Genomic DNA, 12,422 nt, shown 5'->3' with positions numbered 1-12,422 from the left:
TTGCGAGTCTGTTTCCCCATGGACCCGCAATCTCCCTGAAAAGAGTTGTTGTTCCCGTAGCCCACTTTGCGCCCCTGCGCTTTGTGGGCTCTTTTTCTTTTCTTGCCATCAGGACTGACATCACGTCTAATGGGTTAAAATACAACGTTTTTTTGGAGCTCATCTTGGCTATCAGTTTGCAACAAACCACCGAGTTATTAACTGAATTGCAGTGTCGATCTAATTTTAATATTAAAAATCTCACGGAATACATGTTGCCTAACAGCAAAGAAGCTTTTTACTTGCACGTCGACAACCAGATCCCGCAACTGATTATTCGTCCAGCTTATGAAGTTTTTTTACCTGACTTAGTCGCATTAACCGGCATAAAATACAAAGAAGGGTATTTCCATAGCGCAGAGATGACTCGCTTTCCAACCCGAATTTTTAAAAGCAGTAAACCCATCCACTATGGATTGGCATTTAAATTTGCAGACCTTGATGCTGTCACACTATTTATTACCAGCTTGATAAAAATCATTAATGGTGAAGCTATCAATCACTAATAGACTAATAAAGATCAAATAGGGGCCAATTTAGCCCCTGTTTATGTAACAGTAGTGCGGACTAATGGTGATGCCCCTTACCAATAACCGTGCCGTCGGCATGATAAAACCCTGATGCCCCGTGTTCAATAAATCCCTGTTTAATCATTTTTGCCAAGAGCGGGTTGGATTCATTATCTCCAATATCGGCATAATCGGTGGTTTGAAAATTATCCCAATAGCGGAATTTATCACTCACTTGCTGCGTTGCGATAATCAGATTATCTAACTGCCATTGTTCAGTGTGGTGCGCCCTAACCGCTTGCAACGATTTAACCAAATGCAGCTGTGGTAGCCATTCAACGGTTAATTGTATCGTTTCGTTATTCAATTCGAACTTCTGCACTTCACTACACCCTTCACCAGATTGCTCCTTTAACGACATGTTATTAAGCTGCTGCTGAGTAATAAGCTGATATTTATCTTGCCACGCAGGAACGCTGCCTTGCCCAGTTAAGTCGATGGGTTGGTACTCGATGCCATGCTGGTAGTCTTCAAAATAACGAATGGGTCTGATTTGGCCATTACTGAGTTTTTGCCACACCTCGGTAATGTTATTTTGCTTACCTGAGTGTGCCACTTGTTGGCCACTGCGCCATAACTCAAAGGTCTCGATTTGGCTTTGCCCATTTTTGGTGTATTCAATTTGATACTGTGCACCAAGTTGGTTGTCACCTGTTGGGCATTGCAGCGTCAATGCCGCGCTAGAAAAACTCGCTAAAAAAGGGAGGCTACAAAGAAAGGGGTTCATACATACATCTCAATAAAAAAGGGCCTTAATTGGCCCTTACTTTAATGCCGTTTATTGACAGTTTTATGTGTTAATTATGTCAATTTAACGCATGTTACAGTACAGCGGCTTCAGCCTTTTTAACCAAATCAGCAGCATAGTCCATCACATGGAAAATATAGCTTTGTTCGTTTGTGCCCGTCACTAAATGCGCGCCCGGACCCGATGCATAAATCCCAACATCTTCACCGGCATGAGTTTCAGATGATAATGGCACCATCGCTTCTTGAAAAAAGCCTGGTACAGTCGTATCTACAGCTGTTAAATCAACACGACCTGCTGCCACTGAGTGATAGTAGCCTTGGTCTGCATCAGCTTCTTGGCCTAAATTTTTAAAGCCACCGCCATTGCTATATCCAACGGTTGTGTAAGGCATACCATCTGCCGCAAGGCTCGGTTGATCTTTACCAATGCCGACCACCTTGCCTAAGATTGGATTACCGCGTTTTGGATAACCTGCAATGGTGAATACATGGCTATGATCTGCCGTCACTATAATTAACGTATCTTCTTCACTGGTTGCATCCATCGCAGCTTGCACTGCTTTCGAAAACTCAATGGTGTCGGTTAACGCTCCATGGGCATTACCCGCATGGTGACCGTGATCGATTCGCCCAGCTTCAACCGTTAAGAAAAAGCCTTTATCATTATTGTCTAAGATATCAATTGCTTTGGCTGTCATTTCACTTAATGATGGCTCGCCAGCGATATCGTTTTCACGATCGGCTTCATAATGCATATGCGACTCGTTAAACAATGCAAATACCTTATTTGTTTGCGCTGGGTTAATTGCATCAAAGCCAGCTTGATCGACAACATACTTACCAGTCGGGTACTGTGCTTGCCATTGCGCTGTTAAATCTTGGCCATCGGTACGGTCGCCTTCAACTGCACTGACCGCATCGACAGAGTTATACGCTGCATCTTTTGGCAAAAAGTGACGACGCCCGCCGCCCATTACCACATCGAGCCCATCAACATCGACTCCGGCAAAGCGCGCCTCTAGATTTTTTTCAAAATTAACCAGCTGAAGAGCAATATCTTCGCAGTTTTCGGCTTCATTTGCTGGCATATCTGAGATGTCTTCCCAATTACGATCAGCTGATTTTGCATACGCTGCTGCTGGGGTTGCATGGGTGATGCGGGCTGTGGAAATAACACCGGTCGATTTACCTGCCAATTCAGCCAACTCTGCTGCACTCACCAGCTCTTGCCCTTTGGTTGATAGACAATTACCTCGCTCCACCGCTTCAGCAACCCCCACAACGCCAATATCGGTTTTCACACCCGCAATCATTGCGGTCATCGTACCCGCAGAGTCTGGGGTCTGAGCATCAACATTATAAGTTTTAGAAAAACCAGAAAATGGCATTTTATCAAAGCTCAGTGAGTGCTCTTCACCTAACTTACCTTTATGCTGCCCTTCTAAAATCCGTGCGGCAGTCACAGTCGAAATTCCCATGCCATCACCGACAAATAAAATTACGTTTTTCGCTTTACCTGACTCTTTAGCTATTTTTGCTGCCAACGATTTAGCCATCGCCACTTGGTCTTCACCTTCACTGAACCACGTATTATTCGCTGTAACAGCGACATCTTCAGCATGTAAACTGGTGATGGTCGGTGCACACACGTGCTCAGTGCCACTTACTTCATCAGCGCTTAATGCGCCATTGTTATCCGCATCAAGGCCTGAATCAATTTTAACGCCACCATTGCGACACACCGTATCGCCAACAGATAACTGCGTTTGTAATACTAGGCTTGATAACCCGTTTGCACCGTCAATACCATTTTGGCCATTTTTACCGTCGTCACCCGAACAGCCCGCTAATGCTACCGTCACTGCGACCGAAAGAAGTGTTAATTTTTTCATTGTGATACCTACTATTGCTCTATTAAGCCAAGTGACTGATTAATAAGATGGAAAACGACACTTTGTTCGATAACCCCTTGCGCAAACTGCGCTCCTGGCCCTTGTGCATGCAATGAAATATCTTCACCTGCGTGTGTTTCAGAACCCAGCGGTACCAATGCCTCTTGATGAAAACCGGACGAGGTTGTGTCAACACTTGATAAATCCTGACGACCCGTAACCACAGCAGGTTTGCTGTAAGAAGCATCCGCATTGGTCTCATCCCCTAGATCACGAAACCCTAAGCCATTGCTATAACCTAAAGTGGTATACGGCATGCCATCTTTGGCAAGTGTTGGCTCTGTTTTACCAACCCCAACCACTTTACCTAAAATTGGATTTCCCCGTTTTGGATAACCTGCAATGGTAAAGACATGACTGTGATCGGCAGTCACTAAAATAAGGGTTTCTTCTGGGTTAGTAGCATCAACAGCAGCTTGGACTGCGTTACTTAACTCAATGGCATCAGTCAGTGCATTGTAGGCGCTTCCTGCATGGTGACCGTGATCTATTCGCCCCGATTCAACGGTCAAAAAGAACCCTTTGTCTGCATTATCTAAAATATCGATCGCTTTTGTGGTCATTTGTGTCAAAGAAGGTTCACCAGCAATATCATTCGCTCGATCAGCTTCATATTGCATATGTGATTCGTTGAACAATCCAAATAAATGCGAGGTTGTATCGGCATTAATTGCGTCAAAACCAGCTTGGTCTATCACATATTGCCCCGTCGGATAGTGCGTTTGCCACTCTGCGGTTAAATCACGGCCATCGGTACGATCGCCTTCAACTGCACTTCGGGCATCAGAGGAGTTAAACGCCGCATCTTTTGGTAAAAAGTGACGACGGCCTCCACCCATTATTACTTCGAGGCCGTCGACATCGACACCTAAGTAACGCGCTTCAAGATTCTTTTCGAAATTAACTAATTGGGAGGCGATATCTTCACAGCCTGCAGCGATTGCAGCATCAGGCATATCTGATACATCTTCCCAATTTCGATCAGCCGACTTGGCATAGGTCGCAGCGGGTGTCGCATGTGTAATCCGCGCAGTTGAAATTACCCCAGTTGCCAACCCTTTGATCTCTGCTAATTCAAGCGCTGTAACCAACTCATTACCCGCAACTGTAATACAATTGCCACGTTCAATATCCGCATCCACTCCAATCACGCCCGCATCGGTTTTCACACCCGAAACCATCGCTGTCATGGTGCCTGCTGAGTCTGGGGTTTGTGCGTCGACATTGTAAGTTTTCACCTGCGCTGAATAAGGAAATTGTTCAAAACTTAACAACCCTTCTTCGCCTGATAGCCCTTTATTTTGCCCTTCTAAAATACGTGCTGCAGTCAGGGTTGAGATCCCCATCCCATCACCAACAAATAAAATAACATTTTTCGCTTTTGCCATTTTCAGCATTGTCTGTTTATCGACAATTTTGTCTTGTGCGGCGCTATACCAGAGTGAATTTTTTTGGACATCTGGTAGCACCTTGGCCATTGCACTACCCGAAGCCATCGAAAGCGCGGCTATTGCCAGCGCAAGCTTGTTAAATTTCATGTTGTTTCCCGTGTTTTTTGAATGTGCGAATGCATCTATCAGCGTGGATACTCTAGTCGGTGAGTGTTGCTGTTTCATAAAATTTTGATGACTGAGCCGTGACTCTACAGCGGCTTTTTTATGACAATCGCCTCTAAACACTAATTATTTTTTGTTCAATGATTACATCTCCCCTGAAGTGCGGTATAAGTGCGCTATGAAAACACCAAAACAAATTTTACCGTTGATCGAAGACGGTTTGGTTGATGAAGTCATTAGCCAGTTAATGAGCGGCAAAGAAGCCAGCGTTTATGTCGTACGTTGTGGCGAAGATATTCGCTGCGCGAAAGTTTACAAAGACGCAGCAAAGCGCAGCTTCAAACAGGCGGTTCAGTATCAAGAAGGTCGGAAGGTACGTAATAGTCGACGCGCGCGTGCAATGGAAAAAGGCTCTAAATTTGGCCGAGCAGAGCAAGAAAGCGCATGGCAACATGCTGAAGTCGACGCTCTCTTTACGCTAGCCAAAGCTGGTGTGCGAGTTCCTCACCCTTATGGCTGCTACGATGGCGTATTACTGATGGATTTAATGACCGATGAAGATGGCGATATCGCACCTCGGCTCAACGATGTTAGCATGAGCGCCGAACAGGCGATTGAAGATCATGCCACCATGATCCACTACATTCGCTTGATGTTATGTGCCGGTATTGTTCATGGCGATTTATCTGAGTTTAATGTGCTCGTCGATCAAGATGGTCCAATCGTAATTGACTTACCACAAGCCGTTAATGCTGCGGCTAATAACAATGCAGAACGTATGTTCTTACGTGATGTACATAATATGCGACATTACTATGGTCAGTACGCCCCCGAGCTACTTGATACTCATTTTGGTGAAGAAATGTGGGCCTTATACGAATCTGGAGATTTGAGCCCAGAAATAGAGCTATTTGGCGTGATAGCACAAGATGAACACAATGCCGATGTCGACTCCGTACTGGATGAAATAAAAGCTGCATTTGAGCAAATGCGCGAAAACCAAGCACGCATAGAAGCTTCTGAACAGCCAGATCAATAATCTCAACATAAAAAAGCCCATTTTAAATGGGCTTTTTACTGCATGTTACATCCTGCTCTAATGAGGATGATCGACCGACATCATCACTTCATGGAACCCATTTGCAATGGGTGTAATATGCAAGGGAATATTCAGCCTACGAGAGATTTCTCTGGCAGAAATTAATCCACATACTTGATTATCTGTCGATAACACCAACAAAAACATCGCTCCACGCTTTTGCATGGTGTGTAGTGTATCGCCAATCGTCGCCGTTTCCATATAGCGTAAACTGACTCCTTGAGCTTTTTTAATCGGAGTCATCATATCTTCAATTGTCAGGTCTTTTCGTGTTAAACCTAGTTGGGTCGCTAAACTTAACACCTTTGCAGACTGCAAATCTGCGGCAGAAATCACACCAGAAAAACGTGCATTTTCATCGAGCACCAAAATAAAAGATGTCGCCGCCTCCCGTAATGAAACCAGTGCATCATCAATGCCTGTTGTGCCAATTAATCGTAATGGGTTGTAGCTAATAAAATCAGTCACAATTGTTTTAACAGGATCGTTTAGCGTTAATGCAACTTGTTCTGTTGGTTGAAGCAGCGCGCAATTCTCAATAGTTTTTGTATTGAGTTCTTTAAATGTATTCATATTGACCACCATAAAAATTTATTAAAATTGTTTTTTAACTAATAAATTTATTTGGAGGGGCTCGGCCAACCGCAACACAATAGCGCTTAGGTAATAAGGGAAAAGAAGCAAACTCACTTTCGGGCTCACTGTAAATGCCGTGACTGAGTTGGAGCACACATAAATTAGCAACGTCATCGCCATGTTCTAGTTGCCAATCAGCAGTCAGGACATCATCTAAATTGGCGGCCCATTCCACAGCGGGGCTGTGTAATGATACTTCACTGTGGCTAAACCATGCTGAAAAACACATAAAAGCGATTGCGCAGCTAAGCGAAATCCCGTGTTTTATTATTGAACCATGATGTGCCATGACGCTACCTCTACAACAGCCATACTTAATAAATAAGGCATTTTTGTTAAATTTACAACCTATATAATCACTTCAACGCATCTATTTTATAAGACCTTGAAAATAAAAATTGTTTATAAAAAGTAACTGTTCAACATCATGTTGTAGCGCGCACCTCCTAAGAAAGAAACCCTTATTTCAATTGGCGTGCTATTCCTATTGAAGCTAAAAAGGCTGTATTGAATTGTGGATAAAAAGGTAATATTGATGAGTATTCAAAATCATATGAAGTTACTGAGTCCTGTTTGACTCTGCAACTTCGCTGACTTTAGACGAAAATGAGTTAATCACTTTGCAACGCAGTGATAGGGTCAAGCTGTGAGGCTTTTATCGCTGGATAGACACCAAACACCAACCCAATCGACGCACAAATACTAAATGACAATAAAATAGCACTCATCGACCATGAAACCGCCCATTGCGAATAGAGCGAAATCACTTCTGAGAGCACAATCCCAAACACAACGCCGAGTAACCCTCCGAGAATCGAAATAGTAAAACTTTCTGCAATAAATTGAATGCGAATGTCTTTTTCTGTGGCACCAATGGCGCGTAATAAACCAATTTCTTTTGTCCGCTCGAGCACTGTGGCAAGCATAATATTCATGATACCAATCCCCCCAACGAGCAGAGAAATACCCGCCACGCATGACATAACAATATTAAAAATTTGCTGGGTTTGTTTTTGCTGAGCTAATAAAGCCGCGGGGATCACTAATTCATAGTCTTCGATATCATTATGACGACGCTTAAACAATTGCTCAATTGCTTGCGCAGCCACAACCGAGTCAACCGACTTGTCTAAACCAAGCGTCAAGCTGCTTATTTCACTGGCCAGCTCACTATCAGCGAAGCGATGGATTGCTGTTCTTAACGGAATAAAAACTTGATCTTGTTCCGTGCCTAACTTAACGCCCTGAAATTCATTTTGGCCTAAATAAGGGTCAGCCAACACGCCAATCACCTCAAACCATAAATGATTAATTTTAACTGTTTGCCCTAAAGCATGGCCGCTAGGAAAAAGGTTTTTCGCAGTATTCGCGCCAAGCAAAACAACTTGTTTAAACCGCTGATCATCAGCCAAGTTAATTAATCGCCCTTGCGCGAGTTTAAAATGAGCCAATTCAAAATAATTCGCACTCACCCCAACCGCTTGCCCTTCGCTTTTTCCATGCTCACTAAAAATATGGTAGGTCTCGACCTCTTTTTTGGCACTAAAACCTGTCACGAAAGGCAAAGAAGCTACACTGACTTCCCCATCTCGTATCGACAACCCTGCTGAGTGTTTACGCTGCTCGGCTAGTTCTTTTTTATCAAATTTCTTGGCATTGATAATGACGTTGTATAACCCCATAGAGTCAATCATTTTCAACGCCTCTTGCTCGGCGCCTTTACCAATATTAAGCATTGCTATGACCGCGCCAACACCAAAAATCATCCCGAGCAAAGTCAAAAATGTGCGTAATTTGTGTTGTGCGAGCTCTGCGGCTGTATCGTAAAATAAGGTAACGTACTTCATAAAATTAACTCTCTGCTCGGGAAATAAGGGATACAACCTGACCAACATCAACACCACTGATGATCTCAACTAAACTGGCACTGCGCTGACCAATTTCAACCCGTTGCTTTTTGTATTCCCCTTGCTGATAAAGGTAAATAAAATCAGCGTTTTCTTCTTTGAACACCGATTGGCTAGGAACAGTAACCGCCTGAGTCACCTCTGCAACTAAAATCTCAGCGGTCAACTTCAACCCCGGAAAAAAGTCAGCCTGAGTGGCCGCTAGGGTAGCCTTCAGCTGATAGAATTTTTGCGGATCGCCCCGTTTAATACTTTGCGGAAAAGGGCTCACTTCGCTAATCGAGGCCTGAAACTCATGCTGCGCCTGAGCATTGAGTGTGAAAGTCACCCGCTGCCCAACCGCTAAATCGATTGCCTCGCGTTCAGCGACAAACAGTTTAAGCGCCATTACACTGGTATCGGGTAACTCAGCTATTTTCTGCCCTGGCCACAACGTTTGCCCTTCTTTCGGTTTTTCACCCCGCCAGTTTGCCTCATAAGTCAATAAACCATCATGAGGAGCGATCACCTCAAGGGATGAAAGGTTACTATCGATCATCTCCATACGTTGATTAAATTGCGCCTCTTTCATGGCTATCAGCGCCATTTCTCCTGCAGAACTTTGCGAAAACCGCTGATCATTCCACGATAAAAACCGCTCCTTAGCCTGCAAGAATTCGGTATTTTGTGCCGCATCAATAATATCGAGTTTGGAACGAATGCGAATGTCATCAATATTGTAATCTTGTGAAAACTGCTTTTCACGACCAACTGCCGTCAGATCAAACTGTAAAATCGCTTTTTCGCTGTCAAGTTCTGCTTTTTTACCTTGACTGTCTTCACTATTAACAGCCAAATCATTACTCAATTGTGCACGTTCATTTTCTAACCGCTCTCCTTCAAAACGTGCAACAACCTCCCCTTTTTTAACCAGCGAATATTCAGGAGCCAGCCAAGCCAATGTTTGTGGCCCTCGTGAACCCGATGGCGAATTAACCGGTGTAGCCGTGACAGCTTCTAAGTACCCTTTAGCCGGCACTTGAGTAGTAAAGTCTTGTTTAACCACCTGATAGTGAAGAGGGTTTGTTGCGACAGGCTCCCCACCACAACCGACAAGACTTAGACTCAATACCAAGCAAATTGAATATCTAGCCATTATGCACCTCCTTGATTGTGCAAAGAGGATGCAATGTCTATTTCTATCCGCGTCGACATGCCTGGGCGCATCACGCGAGTGTCAATCTCATCCAATGAAATCTGTGCATCAATAATTCGGCGTTTGTCTTGCCACGATTTTTCGCGAAATACACTGCCGAGGCTCATCACTCTGCCATTAACAACACGCTCTGAGCTACCGTCTAAAATTACTTTAACACGCTGACCTAGTTCAATTTTCCCGCTATCTGGTTCATCAATCTGCGCTTGAACTTGCATTTTGTCTAACTCAACCACCTCGACCACAGCCTGACCAAATTGTGCTGTTTCTCCAACGGACAGTTTTTCGTCATCAAAATTGGTTTTATAAATGACAAACCCATTAATCGGTGATTTTACTTTGAGCTTTTCAATATCATCCGTTAAACCACTCACTTCAGCTGCAAAACGATCCACTTTTCCTTGTGCCATTTTTAGATTTAATTCGGTAGTCTGATAGTGATAGTCGAGTTTCTTTTTCGCTAAGACCAAATCATTTTGGGCAATAGTAAAGTCAATCTGCGCTTTTTTACGTTCAATATCTGAACGAGAATGATCAATAATTTCAGCCTTTCGCTTAGCTTTATCATAATTCATCTGCTGTTCGGCTACGGCCAAAATCAACTCTTGCTCATTCTTCTTCTCGTTCGACGCCTGATTTTCAAGTGCTTTTTTTGCACGATCCAGCTCGCCCGTTTTTTCTAATAACTGATCTTGAACTTGCTTATCATCAAACTTGATGACCACCTGCCCTTGTTTGACTTCGCTATTTTCTGGCGCTAAAAACTTGATTTGATATTGCCACATACGCTTAATCGAAGGCGGAGCTAATAAGTAGCTTTCGGCCGACTCAAGCTCACCACTGGCATAAACAACGGGTCTTTGCTCAGAGCGAGCTTCTTCTCGGGTCATTTCTTGCTGGCAACCATTAAGTAACACCGAGACGATCAAAAATAAGAGTGTTTTATTCATTGTCAGCCCCTGTTAATGCTAATTGCACACTCATTCCAGGAATAAGCTTAAATGTCGGAGTCGCAGAGAAACTAAACTCAGTTCTAAAATAAGCCGCTCCCCCCCAAGGTTTTTTCTCTTCTGGTTGCGTCGAAATAACAGCAGTCTTTGCGCTCCACGTTTTCCCAGGGTAAGCATCGAGCTTAAATGAAGCAGATTGCCCTAACGCGAGTTGATGAAAATCCACTTCATGAACCCATGCTTCAATGTATAAGCCTTCTAAAGAAGGTATCTCGGCAATATTCCATCCAGGCTGAGCCGTCATCCCCACAAAGTTTTTTTCACCATTCCAAGGGTGTTTGCCGTAAATCAGTGGTCCTGATTGTGCAGCAGTCAAACTCATTTGGGCCAACTGTTTTTCATTTCGAGCTAGATCAGCGGTGGTTTTTTCTATTAACAGTTGCTGTTTTGTAATTTCGACTTGGCTGGTGATTTTGCTTTCGTGCCATTTTTGTTGTGCTTTGTTGAGTTCTATTAACGCTTTTTCTAATTCAAGTTGGTTTTTTTCATAATCGTAGGCGCTCAGATTTTCTTTTGGGATCCCTGCATCAATACGCGCTTTTTCAAGCAATAGTTGATGGCGCTTAACCGCAAACTCAGCCTCGAAAATAGTTTGTTCTGCTTGTGTTTTGACACGCTGGAGTTCTTCTTGACCGGTAAAAAGTGTTACTTTCGCTTGTTCAATCTCTGTGGCAATGCTGCCACTGTCAAACACCACCACCACTTCGCCACGTTGAGCCACTTCACCTTCAGGCTTCATCCACTGGACTTCAACTCGCCAGCTGTCTGTTTTGGGTGCAAAAAAACCTTGATTTTCACGTGCTTTTATTTCGCCGCTAAGCAACAACCCCGCTACTGACGCAGGACTACTGATCAGCAAAACACTGCCTAATATCACACTACGCATGCTGAGTCCTCCACAATATTGCCATCTTTCATACGGATCACACGTTGTGCATATTCAGCAATATCTTCTTCATGTGTCACCATCACAATTGTTTGCCCTTGCTGGTGCAACTCTGTTAGTAGTGTCATTATTTCGTGAGATGTTTTGCTATCTAAATTCCCGGTTGGTTCATCTGCAAAAATAACGGCTGGACGGTTAATTAACGCACGTGCGATTGCGACGCGCTGACGCTGCCCCCCCGACATTTCGTTCGGGCGATGGTTGGCGCGATGTGCCAAACCAACTTTTTCCAACATCTCTAAGCCTCTTTGCTGTGCCTCATCCGTAGGCGTGAGGCTGTAGCGCAGTGGCAACGTGACATTTTGCAACGCGGTTAAACGACTGAGCAGATGAAAAGTTTGAAAAACAAACCCTATCTTTTGATTACGAATACTTGATAGTGACTCATCATCGATGTGTTTAATGCTGTCGCCCGATAGAAAATATTCCCCTTCACTGGGAGTATCGAGGCAACCTAAGATATTCATTAATGTTGATTTTCCTGAGCCCGAAGATCCCATAATTGCGACAAATTCGTTTTCTTTTATTTCCAACGAAACTTGATTCAATGCGATAACCTTCGACTCTCCTTCACCATAACTTCGTTTTAGACTCTCAACCCTAATCATCTAAATTCCTTATTATTTTTTGACGAACAACCGTATATCAAGTTTGAATTTGATGCAATTGCTCAATTTTTAGGTAAAGAAATTTGATAACTGTTTTTTAACAACGACCAATAGTGAGCTGTAAAAAAGCATACAGGAGCCCTGATGGCTCCTGC

The 12,422-nt window shown here is 43.7% G+C and carries 12 protein-coding genes; 2 read left to right on the top strand and 10 right to left on the bottom strand.

What is annotated here, in order from left to right; all coding sequences use genetic code 11:
• The first annotated feature begins 164 nt into the window (after positions 1-164).
• Complete coding sequence (locus AC3KVK_RS00945; RefSeq protein ID WP_490312506.1) at positions 165-545, top strand: hypothetical protein; 381 nt, start codon at positions 165-167, stop codon at positions 543-545.
• Positions 546-606: 61 nt separating this feature from the next.
• Here AC3KVK_RS00945 and AC3KVK_RS00940 read toward each other — a convergent pair whose 3' ends face one another.
• From AC3KVK_RS00940 to AC3KVK_RS00930, 3 genes are all read right to left on the bottom strand, one after another.
• Positions 607-1,335, bottom strand: a complete 729-nt coding sequence (locus AC3KVK_RS00940) for a hypothetical protein (protein ID WP_490312507.1) — start codon at positions 1,333-1,335, stop codon at positions 607-609.
• Between the two features lie 94 nt (positions 1,336-1,429).
• A complete protein-coding gene (locus AC3KVK_RS00935; protein ID WP_490312508.1) occupies positions 1,430-3,250 on the bottom strand; it encodes an alkaline phosphatase in 1,821 nt (606 codons plus the stop codon).
• An 11-nt stretch (positions 3,251-3,261) separates the two neighbouring features.
• On the bottom strand, positions 3,262-4,848 hold the full coding sequence (locus tag AC3KVK_RS00930; RefSeq protein ID WP_490312509.1) for an alkaline phosphatase: 1,587 nt from the start codon (positions 4,846-4,848) through the stop codon (positions 3,262-3,264).
• A gap of 196 nt (positions 4,849-5,044) precedes the next feature.
• On the opposite strand from AC3KVK_RS00930, the gene AC3KVK_RS00925 reads away from it, so the two are divergent.
• A complete protein-coding gene (locus AC3KVK_RS00925) occupies positions 5,045-5,905 on the top strand; it encodes a PA4780 family RIO1-like protein kinase (protein WP_490312510.1) in 861 nt (286 codons plus the stop codon).
• Positions 5,906-5,962: 57 nt separating this feature from the next.
• On the opposite strand, the gene AC3KVK_RS00920 is transcribed toward AC3KVK_RS00925, so the two are convergent.
• The 7 genes from AC3KVK_RS00920 to AC3KVK_RS00890 form a co-directional block, all read right to left on the bottom strand.
• Positions 5,963-6,538, bottom strand: a complete 576-nt coding sequence (locus AC3KVK_RS00920) for a CBS domain-containing protein (RefSeq protein ID WP_490312511.1) — start codon at positions 6,536-6,538, stop codon at positions 5,963-5,965.
• Positions 6,539-6,572: 34 nt separating this feature from the next.
• Positions 6,573-6,890, bottom strand: coding sequence for a hypothetical protein (locus AC3KVK_RS00915; protein WP_490312512.1), 318 nt, complete (start codon positions 6,888-6,890; stop codon positions 6,573-6,575).
• A gap of 322 nt (positions 6,891-7,212) precedes the next feature.
• On the bottom strand, positions 7,213-8,448 hold the full coding sequence (locus AC3KVK_RS00910; protein ID WP_490312513.1) for an ABC transporter permease: 1,236 nt from the start codon (positions 8,446-8,448) through the stop codon (positions 7,213-7,215).
• A gap of 4 nt (positions 8,449-8,452) precedes the next feature.
• Entirely contained in the window at positions 8,453-9,643 is a 1,191-nt protein-coding gene (locus AC3KVK_RS00905) for an efflux RND transporter periplasmic adaptor subunit (RefSeq protein WP_490312514.1), read from the bottom strand.
• A complete protein-coding gene (locus AC3KVK_RS00900; RefSeq protein WP_490312515.1) occupies positions 9,643-10,653 on the bottom strand; it encodes an HlyD family secretion protein in 1,011 nt (336 codons plus the stop codon). Before AC3KVK_RS00900 ends, AC3KVK_RS00905 begins: the two co-directional genes overlap by 1 nt.
• Positions 10,646-11,599, bottom strand: coding sequence for an HlyD family secretion protein (locus AC3KVK_RS00895; RefSeq protein WP_490312516.1), 954 nt, complete (start codon positions 11,597-11,599; stop codon positions 10,646-10,648). Before AC3KVK_RS00895 ends, AC3KVK_RS00900 begins: the two co-directional genes overlap by 8 nt.
• Positions 11,587-12,267, bottom strand: a complete 681-nt coding sequence (locus tag AC3KVK_RS00890) for an ABC transporter ATP-binding protein (protein ID WP_490312517.1) — start codon at positions 12,265-12,267, stop codon at positions 11,587-11,589. The genes AC3KVK_RS00895 and AC3KVK_RS00890 overlap by 13 nt, the downstream gene beginning before the upstream one ends.
• Positions 12,268-12,422 lie beyond the last annotated feature (155 nt).

It is taken from the genome of Pseudoalteromonas sp. J2K-J979, assembly GCF_058169715.2.
Note: the sequence above shows the minus strand (reverse complement) of the source record. Positions and strands in the feature narration are given on the sequence as shown.

Excerpts from the sequence above, each read along its gene's own strand:
- AC3KVK_RS00930 (WP_490312509.1), bottom strand. The coding sequence starts at position 4,848 with ATGAAATTTAACAAGCTTGCGCTGGCAATAGCCGCGCTTTCGATGGCT.
- AC3KVK_RS00940 (WP_490312507.1), bottom strand. The coding sequence starts at position 1,335 with ATGAACCCCTTTCTTTGTAGCCTCCCTTTTTTAGCGAGTTTTTCTAGC.
- AC3KVK_RS00905 (WP_490312514.1), bottom strand. The coding sequence starts at position 9,643 with ATGGCTAGATATTCAATTTGCTTGGTATTGAGTCTAAGTCTTGTCGGT.
- AC3KVK_RS00935 (WP_490312508.1), bottom strand. The coding sequence starts at position 3,250 with ATGAAAAAATTAACACTTCTTTCGGTCGCAGTGACGGTAGCATTAGCG.
- AC3KVK_RS00910 (WP_490312513.1), bottom strand. The coding sequence starts at position 8,448 with ATGAAGTACGTTACCTTATTTTACGATACAGCCGCAGAGCTCGCACAA.
- AC3KVK_RS00890 (WP_490312517.1), bottom strand. The coding sequence starts at position 12,267 with ATGATTAGGGTTGAGAGTCTAAAACGAAGTTATGGTGAAGGAGAGTCG.
- AC3KVK_RS00920 (WP_490312511.1), bottom strand. The coding sequence starts at position 6,538 with ATGAATACATTTAAAGAACTCAATACAAAAACTATTGAGAATTGCGCG.
- AC3KVK_RS00925 (WP_490312510.1), top strand. The coding sequence starts at position 5,045 with ATGAAAACACCAAAACAAATTTTACCGTTGATCGAAGACGGTTTGGTT.
- AC3KVK_RS00900 (WP_490312515.1), bottom strand. The coding sequence starts at position 10,653 with ATGAATAAAACACTCTTATTTTTGATCGTCTCGGTGTTACTTAATGGT.
- AC3KVK_RS00895 (WP_490312516.1), bottom strand. The coding sequence starts at position 11,599 with ATGCGTAGTGTGATATTAGGCAGTGTTTTGCTGATCAGTAGTCCTGCG.
- AC3KVK_RS00915 (WP_490312512.1), bottom strand. The coding sequence starts at position 6,890 with ATGGCACATCATGGTTCAATAATAAAACACGGGATTTCGCTTAGCTGC.